Annotated in this window: 17 protein-coding genes; 13 read left to right on the top strand and 4 right to left on the bottom strand. The window is 64.3% G+C overall.

Annotated elements, in window-relative coordinates; genetic code table 11:
• Positions 1 to 52: 52 nt before the first annotated feature.
• From G4G27_RS08460 to G4G27_RS08420, 9 genes are read left to right on the top strand one after another with little or no spacing between them, the layout of a single operon-like run.
• Positions 53 to 235 carry a type II toxin-antitoxin system CcdA family antitoxin gene (locus G4G27_RS08460; protein ID WP_345940677.1) on the top strand — a complete coding sequence of 61 codons (183 nt, stop codon included), beginning with the start codon at positions 53 to 55 and terminating at the stop codon, positions 233 to 235.
• Positions 235 to 534, top strand: a complete 300-nt coding sequence (locus G4G27_RS08455; RefSeq protein ID WP_183112918.1) for a CcdB family protein — start codon at positions 235 to 237, stop codon at positions 532 to 534. The genes G4G27_RS08460 and G4G27_RS08455 overlap by 1 nt, the downstream gene beginning before the upstream one ends.
• A gap of 11 nt (positions 535 to 545) precedes the next feature.
• Positions 546 to 989: a tRNA (adenosine(37)-N6)-threonylcarbamoyltransferase complex ATPase subunit type 1 TsaE gene (tsaE, locus tag G4G27_RS08450; RefSeq protein WP_183113694.1), complete on the top strand. Its 444-nt coding sequence runs from the start codon at positions 546 to 548 to the stop codon at positions 987 to 989.
• Complete coding sequence (locus G4G27_RS08445) at positions 986 to 1,969, top strand: phosphotransferase (RefSeq protein WP_183113695.1); 984 nt, start codon at positions 986 to 988, stop codon at positions 1,967 to 1,969. Before tsaE ends, G4G27_RS08445 begins: the two co-directional genes overlap by 4 nt.
• A complete protein-coding gene (locus G4G27_RS08440) occupies positions 1,966 to 2,727 on the top strand; it encodes a nucleotidyltransferase family protein (RefSeq protein WP_183112917.1) in 762 nt (253 codons plus the stop codon). Before G4G27_RS08445 ends, G4G27_RS08440 begins: the two co-directional genes overlap by 4 nt.
• Positions 2,720 to 5,689, top strand: a complete 2,970-nt coding sequence (gene addB / locus G4G27_RS08435) for a double-strand break repair protein AddB (RefSeq protein WP_183112916.1) — start codon at positions 2,720 to 2,722, stop codon at positions 5,687 to 5,689. The genes G4G27_RS08440 and addB overlap by 8 nt, the downstream gene beginning before the upstream one ends.
• Positions 5,670 to 9,086, top strand: coding sequence for a double-strand break repair helicase AddA (gene addA / locus G4G27_RS08430; protein WP_244624608.1), 3,417 nt, complete (start codon positions 5,670 to 5,672; stop codon positions 9,084 to 9,086). The genes addB and addA overlap by 20 nt, the downstream gene beginning before the upstream one ends.
• 49 nt (positions 9,087 to 9,135) lie before the next feature.
• Complete coding sequence (gene trxA, locus G4G27_RS08425; RefSeq protein ID WP_183112914.1) at positions 9,136 to 9,459, top strand: thioredoxin; 324 nt, start codon at positions 9,136 to 9,138, stop codon at positions 9,457 to 9,459.
• A gap of 55 nt (positions 9,460 to 9,514) precedes the next feature.
• A complete protein-coding gene (locus G4G27_RS08420) occupies positions 9,515 to 10,102 on the top strand; it encodes a hypothetical protein (RefSeq protein ID WP_183112913.1) in 588 nt (195 codons plus the stop codon).
• Positions 10,103 to 10,200: 98 nt separating this feature from the next.
• On the opposite strand, the gene G4G27_RS08415 is transcribed toward G4G27_RS08420, so the two are convergent.
• Genes G4G27_RS08415 through argJ form a run of 3 tightly spaced genes read right to left on the bottom strand, consistent with a single transcriptional unit; the run spans position 10,201 to position 12,971 of the window.
• A complete protein-coding gene (locus G4G27_RS08415) occupies positions 10,201 to 11,106 on the bottom strand; it encodes a glutathione S-transferase family protein (protein WP_183112912.1) in 906 nt (301 codons plus the stop codon).
• Between the two features lie 18 nt (positions 11,107 to 11,124).
• Entirely contained in the window at positions 11,125 to 11,736 is a 612-nt protein-coding gene (locus tag G4G27_RS08410; protein WP_183112911.1) for a glutathione S-transferase, read from the bottom strand.
• A gap of 5 nt (positions 11,737 to 11,741) precedes the next feature.
• On the bottom strand, positions 11,742 to 12,971 hold the full coding sequence (gene argJ, locus G4G27_RS08405) for a bifunctional glutamate N-acetyltransferase/amino-acid acetyltransferase ArgJ (protein WP_183112910.1): 1,230 nt from the start codon (positions 12,969 to 12,971) through the stop codon (positions 11,742 to 11,744).
• A gap of 152 nt (positions 12,972 to 13,123) precedes the next feature.
• On the opposite strand from argJ, the gene G4G27_RS08400 reads away from it, so the two are divergent.
• Positions 13,124 to 14,725 carry an inorganic phosphate transporter gene (locus G4G27_RS08400; protein WP_183112909.1) on the top strand — a complete coding sequence of 534 codons (1,602 nt, stop codon included), beginning with the start codon at positions 13,124 to 13,126 and terminating at the stop codon, positions 14,723 to 14,725.
• A 66-nt stretch (positions 14,726 to 14,791) separates the two neighbouring features.
• Entirely contained in the window at positions 14,792 to 15,733 is a 942-nt protein-coding gene (locus G4G27_RS08395; protein WP_244624607.1) for a transporter, read from the top strand.
• A 138-nt stretch (positions 15,734 to 15,871) separates the two neighbouring features.
• Here the strand turns inward: G4G27_RS08395 and ppk2 are convergent, their stop codons facing one another.
• Positions 15,872 to 16,798 (bottom strand): polyphosphate kinase 2, encoded by a 927-nt coding sequence (gene ppk2 / locus G4G27_RS08390; protein WP_183112907.1) that lies wholly within the window; start codon positions 16,796 to 16,798, stop codon positions 15,872 to 15,874.
• A 142-nt stretch (positions 16,799 to 16,940) separates the two neighbouring features.
• Between ppk2 and G4G27_RS08385 the strand changes: the two genes are divergently transcribed.
• Both G4G27_RS08385 and G4G27_RS08380 read left to right on the top strand, forming a co-directional pair.
• A complete protein-coding gene (locus G4G27_RS08385) occupies positions 16,941 to 17,537 on the top strand; it encodes a TonB family protein (RefSeq protein ID WP_183112906.1) in 597 nt (198 codons plus the stop codon).
• Between the two features lie 51 nt (positions 17,538 to 17,588).
• A complete protein-coding gene (locus G4G27_RS08380) occupies positions 17,589 to 18,152 on the top strand; it encodes a hypothetical protein (RefSeq protein ID WP_183112905.1) in 564 nt (187 codons plus the stop codon).
• Positions 18,153 to 18,191 lie beyond the last annotated feature (39 nt).

Raw genomic sequence — 18,191 nt, 5'->3', positions numbered from 1 at the left:
CGAAACGCGAACCGCATTTCGCCGGCCGACAAATGTATCGCTCGATTCCGCGTTGATCGATGAGGCGAAGGAACTCGGTATCAATATATCGCGCGCCTGCGAGCAAGGCCTTGAAAAACAAGTCTCGGAAGAGCGCGCCCGACGGTGGCTCGAAGAAAATCGGGCGGCGCTCCAGGCATCGAACGAATGGGTCGAGAAAAACGGGCTGCCGCTTGAAGAATTTCGCCTCTTCTGATGGCCCGTTTTGACGTGCATCATTTGCCCGGGGGTGGCGGATTCCTGCTGGACTGCCAGACGGATTATCTGGACGATCTTGAAACTCGATTGACAGTACCGCTTATCCGGCGCGGCAATGCGCCGCCGCCGGCTCGCCGGCTGAATCCGGTATTCGATGTAGAAGGCGAGGCGGTGGTGATGATGACGCAATATGCGGCGGCGATCCGATCGAGCCATCTCGGCCCGCGTGTCACGTCCCTGGCCAGCGAACAGGATGCGATCATGGCAGCCATCGACATGTTGCTGAGCGGGTATTGAGCGTGCCCGATATGACCTTGCTGGCCGATCCCGCCGCGAGCGACGATCTCGGTGTCCGCCTTGCCGCGCTTGTGCAACCGGGCGACGTCATCACGCTCGCCGGTCCACTCGGCGCGGGCAAGACGAGCATCGCGCGCGGTTTGCTGTCCGCGCTCGGGCTGGCCGGCGAGGCGCCCAGTCCGAGTTTCGCGATCGTGCAGCCCTATGCACCGCCCGAGGTGCGTTTGCCTGTCCTGCATGTCGATCTCTATCGCATCGAACACCGTGACGAGATGGAAGAACTGGGCCTCGACGACGCGGCATCCGATTCGCTGCTGATCGTCGAATGGCCGGAACGTGCGCCCGGATATTGGCCGCATGCGCTGGCACTCACCCTGGAGATCATGCCCGATGGCGCGCGCGCCTTGACAGCGCGGGTCCCGGCGGCATGGAAGGCGCGATGGCACCTGATATGAATCCCCCGGCCGCCGCGGCCGACTTTCTTCGCGGCATCGGCTGGGCGGAGGCATCGATCCTGCCGCTGGCCGGCGATGCATCGTTCCGGCGGTATTTCCGCGTGGTCGATCATGATCGCAGTGCGGTGCTGATGGATGCGCCGCCGCCGCATGAGGATCCGCAACCATTCATCACCATCGCGCGGTGGCTGGTCGAGCGCGGCTTTGCCGCACCGACGATCCACGGCATCGATCTCGATAACGGCCTGGTGCTGATCGAGGATTTCGGTGACGCACGGATGCGCGAGACGGTCGATGCCGCGCCGGAGAGCGAACTCAGGCTCTACGAAGCGGCGATCGACGTGCTGATCCGGCTGCGCGATCATGAAGCGGGGCCGTTGCCGGCTTATAATTTGTCCGAACTTCACCGCGAGGCGGGCTTGCTCACCGAATGGTATTGCCCGGCGATCGGCATCGATGCCGACCTCGCCGGTTACCGCGATGCATGGGACCAGGTGCTGGCCAGCACATTGGCCGGGCCGCGCGTGACCGTGCTGCGCGATTATCATGCCGAAAACCTGATGCTGATCGGCGCCGCGGTCGAAGGCGGCAGCGAGACGCTCGGTTTGCTCGATTTCCAGGATGCGCTGGCCGGGCATCCAGCCTATGACCTCGTCTCTCTGTTGCAGGATGCGCGGCGCGATGTGCCACCCGCGCTGGAGGCGGTGATGCTCGATCGTTATCGGCGGATCACTGGCGTCGGCGATGATTTCGACACCGCCTATCATGTACTCGGCGCACAGCGGAACGCGAAGATCATCGGCATCTTCACGCGACTGTGGAAACGCGACGGCAAACCGCGTTATCCGGGCATGTGCCCGCGTGTGTGGCGTTATCTCGAACATGATTTGGCGCACCCGGCACTGGCGCCGGTCGCGGCCTGGTTCGACGCGAATATCCCGACCGACATGCGTGGTGACCCGATGACGATCAGCCAATGAGTCTGAAGCGCACGCTGGCCATCCGCCCCGATCCGGGCGGGCATGTGCCCGAAACCGCGATGGTCATGGCGGCGGGGCTCGGCAAGCGCATGCGTCCGCTGACCGCGACGCGACCCAAGCCGCTGGTCGAAGTTGGCGGCAAGGCGTTGCTTGACCATGTGTTCGACCGGTTGCGCTCGGCCGGCGTCAAACGGGCGGTGGTCAATGTCCATTATCTCGCCGATGCGCTCGAGGCGCATCTCAAGAACCGCGTAAAGGGTATCGACGTGGTCGTGTCCGATGAACGCGGCAAGTTGATGGAGACCGGCGGTGGCATCGTCCAGGCGCGCGACCTGATCGGCGACCAGCCGTTCGTGGTGGTCAATTCGGATAATTTGTGGATCGACGGGCCGACCGACGCGATCCGTGCGCTCGCCGCGCGCTGGGACGATGACAAGATGGATGCGCTCTTGCTGCTCGTGCCGCAGGCGCGTGCGCATTGCCATTCGGGTCAAGGCGATTTCCGCGTCGCGCCCGATGGACGCATCCTCGGACGGCGCCAGCCGGGCAAGATCGCGCCGTTCGTCTATACCGGCGTGCAGATCCTCTCACCGCGGGTGATCGCCGATTGGCCGGAAGGGCCATTCTCGACCATGCTGTTCTGGGAACGCGCAATCGCTGCGGGCCGGGCTTACGGGCTGGTCCATCAAGGGCTGTGGTTCGACGTCGGCACGCCGGGAGCCATCGCGAAAACCGAAGCGATGTTGGCTGATGGGTGAGGGCCGCAAGCCCAGCCTCTATACGATCCCGGCGCACCGGGCCTTTGCCGATGCACTGACGGCAGGACTAATCAAACGCTTCGGCGGTGAGCCGATGGGGCTCGCGCGTGGCCTCGTGCTGCTACCCAATAATCGCGCCAAACGCGCGCTGACCGATGCCTTTGTCCGCGCGAGTGGTGGCGGCCTGTTGTTGCCTCGGCTGGTAGCGATCGGCGATCCGTCACTCGACGAGGCGGCAGGCGCGGCGCTCGATCCCGCAGATGGTCTCGATCCGGTGCCACCAGCGGTAGCGCCCTTGCAGCGCCGGATGATCCTCGCGCGACTGGTGTCGGAGGAGCGCGCACGCGCCGGCCAGCCGGTCGACGCGGCCGAGGCGGTGCGGCTCGCCGGGGAACTGGCGCGCACGCTCGATCAACTGTTGGTGGAGGATATTGCGCCGGCCAAGCTGCGCGAACTGGAACTGACGCAGGAATTGTCCAACCATTGGCAAAAGGCGCTGGCGCTGTTCGGCACGGTGATCGATCGCTGGCCGGCGGAACTCAAGGCGCTGGGACGCATCGACCTTGCTAACCGGCGCTCCCTGTTGCTGGGACGCCTCGCTGGTCGCTGGCGCGGCGAACCGCCCGCCGGCTTCGTATGCGCGGCCGGCATCACCGACAGCGCACCTGCGGTGGCGCAGTTGATGCGTTGCGTGTCGGAACTGCCGCAGGGCATGGTGGTGCTCGCCGATCTCGCGCTTGAGATGGACGAGAGCGAATGGCTCGCACTCGGTCCGCACAAACCCGATCCGGCGACGGGCCAGCGTCGTCGCTCGATCGAGACTCATCCGCAATTTCATATGAAGCTGCTGCTCGAACGAATGAGCGTCAATCGCGGCGAGTTCAGCGTGTGGCGCGAGGGCGGCGGACATGACGCAACCATCGCGCGTGGCCGCGCCATCGCCAATGCGCTCGCTCCGGCCGAATTCACCGGCAAATGGACCACGCTCGATGCGGATCAGCGTCGATTATCTGGGATCGTCGCGGCCGAACTGGCTACCCCCGCGGAAGAGGCACAGGCGATCGCGCTGGCCTTGCGCGAGGTGCTGGAGACCGAAAGCAAGACCGCTGCACTGGTCACGCCCGATCGCGCGCTGGCGCGGCGGGTGGCCGCGCACCTCGGGCGCTGGGGGATCGAGATCGACGACACTGCCGGTCGACCCCTGTCGATCCTGCCATCGGGCACCTTGCTGACCGCGCTGGCCGAGGCGGCAGTACAGCGCTTCGCGCCGCTTGCGCTGCTCGCATTGCTCAAACATCCGCTGGTCCGGTTCGGCGAAGGGCGGACGGCATGGCTCGATGGCGCGCGTAGTCTCGATCGGGTGTTGCGCGGACCACGTCCGGCCGCTGGATTGACGGGGATCGACGCGCATCTTGCCGAGGCACCCGAAAGAGAGGAAAAACGCCGCGCCGAAGCGGCGATATGGTGGCCTGAAGCGCGCGCGCTGCTGGCGCCGATCGAGGCGATGTTTGCCGGCGGCGCGCAACCTTTGCCAGCGATGGTCGCCGCTCTGCGCGAAACGGCACAAGCTTTGTGCGGCGATGCGCTGTGGGGCGGTCCGGCGGGGCGCGCTGCGGCCGAACTGCTCGCCGAGTTGGAAGCGCAGGCGGCAAATGGCCCGGCGCTGATCGAGCCCGAAAGCCTCGCGCCGTTGCTCAAGACATTGATGGACGAAGTTGCGGTGCGACCGCCGCAAGGCGGGCATCCCCGGCTGGCGATCTACGGCCTGATCGAAGCACGACTGCAAACCGCCGATTTGATGATCCTTGGCGGGTTGAACGAAGGCACCTGGCCGGGCCAGCCCGCACCCGATCCCTGGCTCGCGCCGCGGATCCGGAGCGAGCTTGGTTTGCCCGGGCTGGAACGCCGCGTCGGCGTATCGGCGCATGATCTCGCCAGCGCGCTGGGTGCGCCGGGCGCACTGCTCACCCGGGCGCGACGCGATGCGAAGTCGCCGGCGATCGCCTCGCGCTTCTGGTTGCGGCTCCAGGCGCTGGCCGGCGACCGTTTCGAACGCGCGGTGGAGCTGGAAGGTTGGAACCGCGCGCTTGACGACCCGGGCGAACATTTGCCCGAATCCCAACCCGCGCCGTCGCCACCGGCCGAACTGCGCCCGAAACGCATCGCGGTAACCGATGTCGATCGGCTCAAGGCCGACCCCTATGCTTTCTATGCCAAGCGCATCCTGCGTTTGATGCCGCTCGATCCGGTCGATGCCGATCCCAGCGCGGCATGGCGCGGCAGCGCGGTGCATGAGGTGCTCGAAACTTGGGCGCGTCAGGATCAGTGCGACCCGACCAAGCTTCACGCGCGTGCGCTGACCATGCTCGCCGATGCGCATCCGTTGATGCAGGCATTGTGGCAGCCGCGCCTGATCGAGGCGATCGACTGGATCGTCGCGGAAACGGCGCGCCATATCGCGGAAGGGCGCACCTTGGTCGCGGTCGAGCAGGACGGCAAATGCGAGATCGCCGGCGTCACGCTGACCGGCAAGTTCGACCGGGTTGATCGCCTGCCCGGCGGAGGGCTGGCGATCATCGACTACAAGACCGGCAAGCCGCCTTCCGCCGCAGCGGTTGCGGAAGGCTATAGCCTGCAGCTTGGCCTGCTTGGCCTGATCGCCGAACATGGCGGGTTCGCCGATGCCAGGGGCCGGGCGGATGCGTTCGAATATTGGTCGCTTTCGCGCAAGAACGGCAAGTTCGGTTATGTCGAAAGCCCGGTCGATCCCGAGGGTAAGCGGGGCCGCATCCCGACCGCCGATTTCACCACCGTCGCCGCACGCAACTTCACCGCGGCGGTGCGTGAATGGCTGACCGGCGATGCGCCGTTCACCGCCAAGCTCCACCCTGAATATGCGCCTTATGCCGACTATGATCAGCTGATGCGCCGCGATGAATGGTATGGCCGTGAGCGTGGATAACCGCCCGCTTCCGGTCCTCAAGGACAATCAGGCGCGCGCGAGCGACCCAAGCACGCATGTCTGGCTGTCGGCCTCGGCCGGCACCGGCAAGACGCAAGTACTCGCGGCGCGGGTGTTCCGCCTGTTGCTGCGGGGCGTCGATCCCGGCGCGATCCTGTGCCTGACTTTCACCAAGGCGGGGGCGGCGGAAATGGCCGGGCGGATCAGCCAGCGGCTGGCGGCCTGGGTGCGCATGCCAAGATCGGCCTTGTTCAGCGATCTCGGCGCGCTGGGCGAAAAGCCCGATGACGCGCTTGCCGAACGCGCACGAACCTTGTTCGCCAAGGTGCTCGATGCGCCCGGCGGCGGGATTCGCATCCAGACGATCCATGGTTTCTGCCAGAGCTTGCTCGCCTCCTTCCCGATCGAGGCCGGCCTGGTGCCGGGCTTCCGCCCGCTGGAAGCGCGCGAGGAATCGGTGCTGGCGCGCGAAACGCTGGCCGAGATGCTGGTCGATGCCGGCCAGCATGCGATCGACACCGTCGGTGCGCTCAGCCTCAGGCTCGGCGAGGGCGAGGCAGAGCATTTCCTGCGCGAAAGCGCCCGCTCGCTGGCGTCGCTGCAGGAATTGCCGATCGACCTGCAACCGTTTCTGCGTCGCCAGCTCGATCTGCCCGAGGGCAATATCGAAGCGGCGATCGCCGAGGCATGCGACGATTGTGTGTTCGACCATGAAACGCTCGACGCGATCGGCGGGTTCAACGCCAGTTGGGGTACCAAAAGCGGAATCGAACGTGCCGGCCTGGTCTCGGCCTGGCTCGATCGATCGCCGGTCGAGCGCGCGGCGACGCTGGGTGAACTCAACAAGATCTGGGCCAAGGCCGATCTCGACATCCGCTCGTTCGGCAAGGGACAGGCGCCGCAGGAGCCGGACTATGCCGACCTCGCGACCGGCATGTATGATTATTGCTCCGCGCTGCTGCAGATGCGCGTGCATGGCGCCTATGCCGATCTGCTCGCAGACGCGCTGACGGTGGGGCGGGACTATGCCAAGGCTTATGCGCTGGCCAAGCGGCGCATCGGTGCGGTCGATTTCGACGACCTGATCCATTCGGTGGTCGAATTGCTCGCTCAGCCGGGCATGGGCGAATGGGTCCGCTACAAGCTCGACCAGGTCACCGAGCATATCCTGATCGATGAAGCGCAGGACACCAATCCCCGGCAATGGGCGATCGTCGCGGCGTTGGCCGAGGAATTTTTCTCAGGGCTCGGCGTGCATGGCGAACGCGTCCGTACGCTGTTCACAGTAGGCGACTATAAACAGGCGATCTTCGGTTTCCAGGGCACCGACCCGATCTTCTTCCGCGCCGCCGAACAGCGTTTCCTCGCCAAGGCCGAAGCGATCGGCGACGATGGTGTGCCGTTCGAGCGTTTATCGCTGACCTCGTCATTCCGTTCGACCAAACCGGTGCTGGAATTCGTCGATGCCGCGATCGACTCGATCGGCGATCCGGGACTTGGCGCAATCGCCGATCGTGAGCTTCATGCCAGCGAGGTGGCCGGCCCGGGCACGGTGACCCTATGGCCGCCGATCGTCTCCGGCGGCAGCGAAGAGGATGCCGAGGGTTGGATTCCCGACGCGACCCGCGCGCTTGCGACACGCATCGCGCGGACCTTGAAGGACTGGCTGTACGGCTCGGCGCCCCTGATGCTGGAAAGCCAGGGCCGACCGCTCCGCCCTGAGGATGTGATGATCCTGGTCAAGCGGCGCGGCGAACTCGCCTCGCTGATTGTGGCGCGGCTCTATGCCGAGGGAGTGCCCGTCGCGGGCGTCGATCGTTTGCGCTTGAACGCACCGCTCAGCGTTCAGGACCTGCTCGCCGCGATCCGTTTCGTATTGCAGCCGGGCGATGATCTCTCACTGGCCAGCCTGCTCGTGTCGCCACTGATCGGCTGGAGTCAGGACGATCTGATGGCCGCCGTCCCACGCGGGTCGGGCAGCTTATGGGCGCATCTGCGTCGCACCCAGCCGACGGAGCGGCTCGCGCCGTTGCTGGCGATGCTTGCACGCGCCGATATTGCCACGCCCTATCAATTTCTCGAGGAACTGCTCTCGGGGCCGCTCGACGGGCGTCGCAAGATGCTGCGCCGCCTGGGTCAGGAAGCGCGCGACCCGATCGAGGAACTGCTCAACGCCGCACTCGATTTCGAGACGCAGTCGACACCATCGCTGCAGCGCTTCCTCGACTGGTTCGACCGCGGCGATGTCGAGATCGTGCGCGATCCGTCCGCGCCGCTTGACGCGGTCCGTGTGATGACCGCGCATGGCGCCAAGGGATTGCAGGCACCGCTGGTAATCCTCGCCGATGCGACCGCCGATCCGTCGCGCACGCCGACTCGCGTGCTCAAATGGGCGCCCGATAGCGGCGATGCAGTCCCGATTTTCCGGCCGCGCAAGGACGAGGCTGGCGGGCCGCTGGCCGACTTGCTTGACCAGACCGCGCGCCGCGAACTGGAGGAGCATTGGCGGCTTTTCTATGTCGCCGCCACTCGCGCCGAGGAGCGGCTGGTGATCGCTGGCGCGCTTGGGCCGATGGCCAAAGGCGTGCCGCCCGAGACGAGCTGGTATGCCGCCTCCGACCGCGCCCTTGCGTCGCTCGGGATAGAGCCGTCGGAAGAGGCCAGGCATTATGCCGGACGCGTGCCGCAAAAGCCGGTCGCGCTGAAACCAAAGGGTACCGATCGCTCGTCCGTCAGTGCGACCTTGCCCGACTGGGTCAGGCGCAAGGCACCGGTCGAGGCACGTCCGCCGCGGCCGCTCGCACCGTCGTCGCTCGGCGAGGATATGGTGGCGGATCCACCGCCATCGCCGGCAATGCGCGTCGCAGTGGAGCGGGGGCGACTGATCCACGCGCTGTTCGAGCGCCTGCCCGCCGTTGCGCCCGATATGCGTGAGATATCGGCTGAGCGGTGGCTTGCCGGGGCAGGCGGCGTGGAGAAGCCTGCCGACCGCGCCGAGATCGCGAAAACCGTGCTGGCCGTGCTGGACGATCCGATTTTCGCAGACCTGTTCGGTCCGGAATCGCTTGCCGAAGCACCGATTGCCGCGGTGGTTGCGAATGGCGTGGTCGTGTCGGGCACGGTCGATCGCCTGCTCGTCACCGATCGCAAAATTCGTGTGATCGACTTCAAGACCGGGCGGCACGCGCCCATGATGCTGGCGGAAGTCCCGTCCTATCATTTGCGCCAGATGGCGGCCTATCGCGAAGCGCTGGCGGCGATCTTCCCTGATCGGGTGATCGAGGCGGCCTTGCTCTACACTTCGGGCCCAACATTGTTCGAACTGCCGTCCGGCCTTCTCGACGCGCACAAGCCGGGCTTTGTCGCCAATGAGCAAAGCTACGCAGTCGGCGCTTGAGCGCGACCCGCGCGGTACCTAGATTAGCGCCAACAAAGGAGACTCCATCATGGCTACCAAACAGATTACCGATTCGAGCTGGGACGCGGACGTCCTCAAGGCCGATGGCCCCGTGCTCGTCGATTTCTGGGCGGAATGGTGCGGCCCGTGCAAACAGATCGGGCCGAGCCTCGAAGAGATTTCGGAAGAACTGGGCGGTCAGGTGACGATCGCCAAGCTTAACATTGACGACAATCCCGACATCGCCGCGCAGATGGGCATCCGCAGCATTCCCATGCTCAAGTTGTTCAAGGGCGGCGCGCCCGTCGCCGAACTGCTCGGCGCACGTCCCAAGAGCCAGCTCAAGGCCTGGCTCGAAAACGAACTCGCCTGATTACTGACTGAGCTGCCAATCTTCTTTCCCCTCCCTGCAAGGGAGGGGGCAGGGGGTGGGTGCGATCGCGAAGCGCATCGCTCGGCGCGAAGCGTCGAACAGGGCATCAGCGTTCATGGACAAGGAAGCTTTCGAAACGCTCTTTGAGGAGCACGTGACCAGCCGCTTGGCTCGGTTGGGCTTCGTGTCGAAGGGAAAGGCGCTCTCCTTATCCAGCGAACAGGTGACGATTGCGCTCTTTCGGCTGGGTGGCCGGATGAGTGCGTCGGGGTCAATCTCGCATATTCTATGTTTTCGGCACTCGTTCCTGCGAGACAGGACAGAAGCGGTCCCCACGGGAGTCCCACCGGAGGTCTTTGACTATCCCTACAAGTTCAGGCCCCTGGAGGATGCCGACAGAGAGCTGGTCTATCGACCGCAGAATCTGAACTATGACTTTGAGCGACTTCAATGGGAGAGCACTGACGAAAGCTCAGTACGTCGGAAGCTCGATCGGATAGCGGCTCATATCGAGAATCGCTTTCTTCCTTGGGCCAAGACGTTGCCGCTCGCGACGGCGAAGTCGGAGATCGAGCAATTTGGTGAAGATGCGTGGTGCGAGCGAATGTGGATTGAGGACTACGCCGCGCGCCCTTACGCCTGAATGATCGCTTCTTCCACTTCCCGATATTCGCTGGCTGGTTTTGCAAGCTTCATAATCGCCCTTGAAAGAGGGGAGATCGCAGAGGTGTCGGTCGTGTCCTAAGCCGGCATGACGATCTGCCCGATGCGCGGGAAATGCACCGCGACAGTGCCGACGCGCGGATCATCACGCAGAATCGCGACGTCGCGCGACGTCAGTCTCACCAGCCTGCCTTCGACGACGTCCGCGCCGGGATCCTCGGTACGCACAGTGACCGGCTGACCGGCGGTGAAGCCGCTATCCTCGTCGATCCGTTCGACGACCAGCGGCTCGGCATCCCGCGCCACGTCGAGCGCCTCTTGCGCGGTCATGTCGGTCGGCAAGCCATGCCCGATCGCCTCGACTCTCGCGATCCACGCGCCGACATGCGGAAAGGGGGCGGTGCGTGAGCCCTTCAGTCCGAAATTGCCCTGGAACCAGACATTCATGCCCGCCGCGCAATCGGCATAACCCGGCGCGTCGCCACCGAGGAACGCGCGGCCATCGGACAGCGCGTCGTCGAGCTGCGCGAGCCAGCCGATGAACTGCGCCGTCAGATGCGGCGCGCCACGCCTCACGCGTTCGCGATCGAACCCGAACAGTTTCTTGCGATCCTCGAAAAACTCGTTGTCGATGCGGTCGATGAACGGCGCCATCGCCGATCCGACCGACTGGCTGAAGGTCGTACCGCCGGATTGCAGCGCGACCAGCGCGGCAAGCCGGCCGAGCGGGGCGGGGAACAGGCTCGGTTCGGGCTGGAACGCCTCGATCGCCTCGATCGCGATGGCGCTATCGCAATAGATATCCGCGCCAATCTGAAACACCGGCGTCTTGCGGTAACCGCCGGTCAGCGGGATCAGGTCGGGCTTAGGCGCGATATTGGGGATGATCACCGATCGCCAGGCCGCGCCCTTGATGCCGAGCGCCAGGCGCAGGAGCTCGCTATAGGGCGACATCGGATAATGATGCAGGATCAGGTCGGGCATTGCTCTCTCCGTGTCGCTTCAGGTGAGCGGAATCATGACTTGCGCCGCAAAAGCAGGGCGCGTCTTAAGCCGCTCATACCACCCTGCGACATGTGGTACAGCGGGTCGCTCGATCGGCAGCGAGAACCAGCTATGGGCATAAACGCCCATCGGGATATCGCCGATGCCGAAGCGATCCCCGGAGAGCCAGGTCTGCCGACTCAGTGCTTCGTCGAGAACCGCCATATGCTGCGCGCAGGCGGCCGCCGATCTGGCGACGCATGCCGGATCGCGCTTCTCCGTTGGCAGGCGTACAAGATTGAGAAAGGCGTCGCGCTGCGCATCGGCATAGGCGAATTGCCAATCCATCCATTTGTCGCCCTGCGCACGGACCGCCGGATCGTCGCTCCAATATGCCCCGGGCGCATATTTTGCTGCGAGATAACGCAGGATCGCGTTCGATTCCCACAATACCACGCCGTCATCCTCGATCGTCGGAATCAGCGCATTGGGGTTGAGCGCCAGATAGGCGTCATTCATGCCGAACTGGCCGCCGACATCGCAGCGCACATGCGGCATGCCGATCTCGGCGGCAAGCCAGGCGACCTTCTTCACATTATGCGAATTCAGTCGTCCCCAGATCGTCAACACCTGGGTCAGCTCCGATAATCGCCGTTGATCGAGATGTAGCCGTGCGTCAGGTCGCAGGTCCACACCGTGGCGCGTCCCTCGCCAAGCCCGAGTTCGACGCCGATATCGACATCGCTGCCCTTGAGATGCGCGGCGACCGGTGCCTCGTCATAATCCGCAACAGCCAGGCCATCACGCGCGACTTGCGTCTCGCCGAAACGGATCGCCAGTTTGTCGCGCTCGGCCGGTTCACCGGCTTTGCCCACCGCCATCACGACGCGACCCCAATTGGCGTCCTCGCCCGCGATCGCGGTCTTCACCAGTGGCGAATTGGCGATCGACAGCGCGATCCGGTGCGCGCTGGTGTCGCTCTCCGCGCCGGTCACGTCGATGGTGATGAATTTCGACGCGCCTTCGCCGTCGCGCACCACGAGATGGGCGAGTTGCCGGCACAGATCGGCGAGCGCGGCACGAAACGCGTCCGCGCCGTCATCATCGGCTGAAACGAGCGGGGCATTGCCCGCCGCGCCGGTGGCGAAGGCGAGCACGGTGTCACTGGTCGAAGTGTCGCTATCGACCGTGATGCAGGAGAAAGTCTTCACATTAGCGTCGGACAGGGCCGATTGCAGAAAGGCCGGGTCGACCGCGGCATCGGTGAAGATGAATCCGAGCATTGTCGCCATGTCGGGCATGATCATGCCCGAACCCTTGATGATCCCGACCAGGCTTACCGTCTTGCCATCGACGATCGCGGTCGTGACCGCGCCTTTGGCGAACGTGTCGGTGGTCATGATCGTCGCCGCGGCGTCTTCCCAGCCGCACGGCTCGGCGGTGAAGGCGGCGTTCAGCCCAGCCTCCGACTTGTCGATCGGCAGCGGCACGCCGATCACCCCGGTCGAGGCGAGGAAGATGTCGGAAGGCTGGCAACCGAGATGCTGCGCGGTGCGCGCGGCGAGATTCTCGACCGCCTCGCGGCCGCGATCACCGGTAAAGGCGTTGGAATTGCCCGCATTGACCACCAGCGCGCGTGCCTGGCCGAGGATCAGCGCCTTGCGGCACGATTCGACTTCGGGCGAAGGGCAGCGGCTCTGTGTCAGAACGCCCGCAACGACAGTAACGGGGTCAAGCGTGATGAATGTCAGGTCGCAGCGATCCCAGGTTTTGTAATGCGCGCGAGCGATACGCAACGTGACGCCGGGAATGGCGGGGAGAGTGGGGAATCCGGCAGGAGCGAGCGGCGAGATGGTCGAGGTCATACGCACCCCATAACCATGATTGCGAAACAGGTCACCGGCGGTTTCACCAATATCGTCGTTTGTATGTCGGCTCGCGGTCGGGGCCGCTGACCGACATGGGCTTGTCACAACCCGCTTGTACCGAGGGCCGAATCGACAAAGGCCGCGACCCGATGAACGCTACGATCGCCGCAGATACCGCGCTCGGACGGCCCGATCTCGACAAGGGCTTGGGCGTCGCCGGAAAACTGGGCTTTGGCGCAGCGATCCTCGCCGCGCTGATCTATGTCGGATACAGCGTATATACCGATGCCAGTGCCGTCGGGGTCGAGGCGACCGCCTATCTGCCCTTCATCCTGTTGTTCATCGCGCTGCTGATCGCGCTCGGCTTCGAATTCGTGAACGGATTTCACGATACCGCCAATGCGGTCGCCACCGTCATCTATACCAATGCGATGCCGGCCAATATCGCGGTGGTGTGGTCGGGTTTCTTCAATTTCCTCGGCGTCCTGCTGTCGACCGGCGCGGTGGCATTCGGCATCGTCTCGCTGCTGCCGGTCGAACTGATCCTGCAGGTCGGTTCCAATGCCGGCTTCGCCATGGTCTTCGCGCTGCTGCTCGCGGCGATCGCGTGGAACCTGGCGACCTGGTGGCTGGGCATCCCGTCTTCCTCGTCCCATACACTGATCGGGTCGATCATCGGCGTCGGCGTCGCCAATGCGATGATGCACGGCAAGAGCGGAACGTCGGGTGTCGACTGGTCCAAGGCGGCGGAGATCGGTCAGGCGTTGCTGGTGTCGCCGCTGATCGGTTTCGGCGTCGCGGCTTTGCTGTTCCTCGCGATGAAGCTGCTGATCCGCAACAAGGCACTCTATCAGGAGCCTAAACCGGGCGTGCCGCCGCCGTTGTGGATCCGCAGCCTGCTGATCTTCACCTGCACCGGCGTCAGTTTCGCGCATGGCTCGAATGACGGGCAAAAAGGCATGGGCCTGATCATGCTGATCCTGATCGGTACGGTACCGACCGCCTATGCGCTGAACCGCGCGGTGCCGGCCAAATATTCGGCCGATTTCCATATGAATTCGGTCGTCGCGACCGATGCGCTGGGCGGCCGTCCGGCCGGTGCATCGCCCGAAGCCGCGCGCACGGTCGTGACCAATTATATCGCCGATAAACAATTCACGCCGGCGACGGTGCCGGCACTTGCCACGCTAATCGCCGATGTCGATCAGCAGGTGATTGAATATGGCTCATTCACCAAGGTGCCGGCCGCCGCTGTGGGTAACATCCGCAACGACATGTATCTTGCATCGGAGGCGATCAAGCGGCTCGGCAAGGACAAGGTCGCCGGCTTGTCCGAGGCCAGCACAAAAACGCTGACCACCTATAAGTCATCGCTCGACGCCGGTACCCGTTTCATCCCGACCTGGGTCAAGATCGCGGTGGCCTTCGCGCTCGGGCTCGGCACGATGGTCGGCTGGAAGCGGATCGTCGTCACGGTCGGCGAAAAGATCGGCAAGACGCATTTGACCTATGCGCAGGGCGCCGCGGCCGAGCTGGTCGCGATGGGCACGATCTTCGGCGCGGATCATCTCGGACTGCCCGTGTCGACCACGCATGTTCTGTCCTCGGGCGTCGCGGGGACGATGGCGGCGAACGGATCGGGGCTGCAGATGAGCACGATCCGCAACATGCTGATGGCATGGGTGCTGACCTTGCCGGTGTCGATCCTGCTGGCTGGCGGCCTCTACATGCTCTTCTCGCAGATATTGTAGGAAGGGCGGGTCACGCGCGAAACTCTCATTCCCGATCTCATGCCCTTTGGCGGCATGCGGCCGGGGTTGATCTGGGGGCTGGATTTCACTGCCTCCGCTAGCCTCGCCGTCGAAACTTGCGACGCGCCACAGCCCGGCCCTTTGCGCTGGCTTCACCTCAACCTCGCCGACCATGGCACGCGCAACTGGATCGAAGGCGCGGCGCTACCGGCGGACGTGCGTGAATTGCTGCTGTCGTCCGATACGCATCAGCGCGCGCTGGTCGATGGCGACACGGTCGGGTGCGTGCTGCATGATTTCGAGCGCGATTTCGATGTCGCGGATACCGCGCGGATCGGCGCACTCCGTGTCGCGCTGACTCCGACGCTGATCCTCACCACACGGTCGCACCCGATCCGGTCGGCCGATATCGTGCGCCAGCGGCTGGAGCGGCTCCCATCGCTGGCGGGGCCAGCGGCGGCGCTCGACCTGCTGGTCGGCGCGATCACCGAAAATGTCGCGGGGATCAGCCGCACGCTCAGCGACGAGGTGCGCATCGCCGAGGATGCGCTGCTCGACGGCCATGATCCACCGACCACCCGCGACCTGATCGGTATCCGTCGCCGCATCGCCCAGATTCACCGGATGCTCGGCGGCATGCGTGAGGTTTTCCACCGGCTGGAAGAGGATGAGGAACTGCCCGAAGCTTTGCTCGCCACCGTCGAAAAACTGGTGCAGCGCCTGCAGTCGCTCGACGGCGACATCATCGCCGTGCAGGGACAGCTGCGGCTGTTGCGCGAGGAGCTGGATATCCAGGCGGCGCAGCGCACCAACCAGAATCTCTACATCCTGTCGATCATGACTGCCTTGATGCTGCCCGCGACATTGGTCACGGGTGTTTTCGGGATGAACACCGGCGGTATGCCGCTGACCTCATCGATGGGTACGCTCGGCGCAACCATGCTGGCGCTCGGCGCGGCGGTGGCAACTTATCTATTGCTGCGCTGGCTCGGCTTTGTGCGGCGCTGAGCTGAGCGGAAGCAGTCCCATCCGCTGTCAGGATATCATCCTAACTATATGCAATATAATAGTTTATAAATGAACACCTTATGCTGAAGCAGCGGCCGAGATATAACACAACCGGTGTCCCATATCTCCCGGAGAGCTTCAGTAGCGATCGGGCACGTGCAGCTCAGGCGGCACCGGCTGGCGGATATAATCCTCGTGCCGCACCCGATCGGGCAGGGTCACCATCGCCTTGGGCACGTCGCCATAGGGAATCTGGTCGAGCAGATGCGCGATGCAGTTCAGCCGCGCCTTTTTCTTGTCGACCGCCTCGACCACCCACCATGGTGCTTCGGCGATGTGCGTGCGTTCCAGCATCGCTTCCTTGGCGCGCGTATAATCCTCCCAGCGGCGGCGCGATTCGACGTCCATCGGCGAGAGTTTCCACTGTTTGAGCGGATCGTGAATGCGCATGTTGAAGCGGAATTCCTGCTCCGCATCGGTGATCGAAAACCAGTATTTCAGCAGGATGATGCCGGAACGCACGAGCATCCGTTCGAATTCGGGAACCGAGCGGAAGAACTCCTCGCACTCCTCCTCGGTGCAAAAGCCCATGACCCGCTCGACTCCGGCACGATTATACCAGCTGCGATCGAACAGCACGATCTCGCCTGCTGCGGGCAAATGCGCGGTGTAACGCTGGAAATACCATTGTGTCCGTTCGCGCTCATTGGGCGCGGGGAGCGCCGCCACCCGGCATACGCGCGGGTTGAGCCGCTGCGTGATGCGCTTGATCGCGCCGCCCTTGCCGGCAGAATCGCGGCCTTCGAAGATGATGACCACCTTCAGCCCCTTGTGCTGGACCCAGTCCTGCAGCCGCACGAGTTCATGCTGCAGGCGGAACAGCTCGCGGAAATAGACCCGCCGCTCGACCTGTTCGCGATCGGGATGGTCCGCCAGATCGGCAAGCAGGGTTTCGAGCCGGCTTTCATCGATCTCCATCTCCAGTTCCTCATCGAAACTGTCGGCGATTTCCTGTTTGATGCGCTCCATTTCTGCGGAGGAGCCGGGATCGAGCGTGAACGCCATGATGGATTTTCCGTGCCGTGAGTTCCCTCACTGGCGGATCCCTGTGACAGGCGTGTGACCTGCCGGTCTGGACCGCGGAGATGGACCACATCGCACATTGGCCATACACAGGCTGACGAATGGGCCAGGAAGGATTTTGCCGGTGCTGTCATTTGCGATTGCGATCGCGCTACAGATGGTCACCCCACCAGCGAGCGATCCCCAGCCGATCGACCTGCAGAAGCTGATCTCTCCGGCGGACTATCCGCGCGATGCGCGGTCAAAGGCAGGTATCGTGACGATCGAGGTGGCAGTGTCCGCCGAGGGCAAGCCGACGGGATGTACGGTCACCGAGAGCAGCCGCTCCGTCTCGCTCGATACTCAGTCGTGCAAGCTGGCCGTGAAACGCCTGCGGTTCGTGCCGGCTCAGAATGGCGCGGGCGCCGCCGTTTCGGGTGTGTTTCGGACCGTGCTGACCTGGACGATCGGCATCAACAAAAGCCCCGTCATGTTCAATTCGACCCAGACGGTCGCGGTACTGCCGTCGGACTATGCGCGCCCGGTCAAGATGCGGTTGGAATTCGATGCGACAGGCCATAGCGAAGCCTGTCGGATCCGGGAATCGAGCGGTAGCCATGCCATCGACCAGTTCGCCTGTGAGCGGATTTTGAAAGACACAGCCATCGCACCGCTTAAGGCAGCAAAGGGTATCACCGCTCGCGCCGTTCGTTTTATGACCCTGACATTCGTCGCGAAATGAGCGCTTAACGGGCGGGAGAATGATGGCTGTGTTGTCGATGATCGCCACGATGTGCCGCTCTTGAGCGGCGGCAACGACCCGTCCACCGCGTCGAAAAGCGCTTCCGACAAGCGGCTGACCATCGCTGTGCTGGCGATATGCGGCCTGCTGATCGTGACCAGCATCATCTTCATCGCGCTGCCGATGCGCGATCGCGCGGGCAACGCCAGTCCGAAGGCGGTCGGCAAGGCCGCACCGGCACCAGCGGTGATCGCAGCGCCGGCCGCACCAACCGAGCAGCCTGCCGGCCCTGGGGCACGGCCCGCGCCGCGCGAACCGGATCCGCCCTATTCCACACCGGCGACCCTGGCTGTGCCGAAAGGCAATATGGCCGACTGGTTCCCGCCGGATTCTTACCCGCCCGATGCGCGCCGCAAAGAGCAGGAGGGGCGGGTCACGGTCGGCCTGGCGATCGACCCGAAGGCTTGCCGCGACGGTGTTGGATCATATCGAGCAGCGGATCGAACTCGCTCGACGAGGCGACCTGTCGCCTCGCGATGGAGAATGGCGAATTCTTGCCCGCACGCGATGCCGGTGGCCGGCCGATCTGGACGGCGTTCACCCTTCGCTCGGTGAAGTGGCAGATCCAGGACCGATGACGACCCGTGCGTCGCG

Source organism: Sphingomonas sp. So64.6b (assembly GCF_014171475.1).
Lineage (GTDB): Bacteria > Pseudomonadota > Alphaproteobacteria > Sphingomonadales > Sphingomonadaceae > Sphingomonas > Sphingomonas alpina_A.
Note: the sequence above shows the minus strand (reverse complement) of the source record. Positions and strands in the feature narration are given on the sequence as shown.

What these genes read in the sequence shown, in the direction of transcription:
- G4G27_RS08400 (WP_183112909.1), top strand. Translation starts at nt 13,124, where the DNA reads ATGAACGCTACGATCGCCGCAGATACCGCGCTCGGACGGCCCGATCTC.
- G4G27_RS08455 (WP_183112918.1), top strand. Translation starts at nt 235, where the DNA reads ATGGCCCGTTTTGACGTGCATCATTTGCCCGGGGGTGGCGGATTCCTG.
- G4G27_RS08440 (WP_183112917.1), top strand. Translation starts at nt 1,966, where the DNA reads ATGAGTCTGAAGCGCACGCTGGCCATCCGCCCCGATCCGGGCGGGCAT.
- tsaE (WP_183113694.1), top strand. Translation starts at nt 546, where the DNA reads ATGACCTTGCTGGCCGATCCCGCCGCGAGCGACGATCTCGGTGTCCGC.
- addB (WP_183112916.1), top strand. Translation starts at nt 2,720, where the DNA reads ATGGGTGAGGGCCGCAAGCCCAGCCTCTATACGATCCCGGCGCACCGG.
- trxA (WP_183112914.1), top strand. Translation starts at nt 9,136, where the DNA reads ATGGCTACCAAACAGATTACCGATTCGAGCTGGGACGCGGACGTCCTC.
- addA (WP_244624608.1), top strand. Translation starts at nt 5,670, where the DNA reads ATGGCCGTGAGCGTGGATAACCGCCCGCTTCCGGTCCTCAAGGACAAT.
- G4G27_RS08415 (WP_183112912.1), bottom strand. Translation starts at nt 11,106, where the DNA reads ATGCCCGACCTGATCCTGCATCATTATCCGATGTCGCCCTATAGCGAG.
- ppk2 (WP_183112907.1), bottom strand. Translation starts at nt 16,798, where the DNA reads ATGGCGTTCACGCTCGATCCCGGCTCCTCCGCAGAAATGGAGCGCATC.
- argJ (WP_183112910.1), bottom strand. Translation starts at nt 12,971, where the DNA reads ATGACCTCGACCATCTCGCCGCTCGCTCCTGCCGGATTCCCCACTCTC.
- G4G27_RS08445 (WP_183113695.1), top strand. Translation starts at nt 986, where the DNA reads ATGAATCCCCCGGCCGCCGCGGCCGACTTTCTTCGCGGCATCGGCTGG.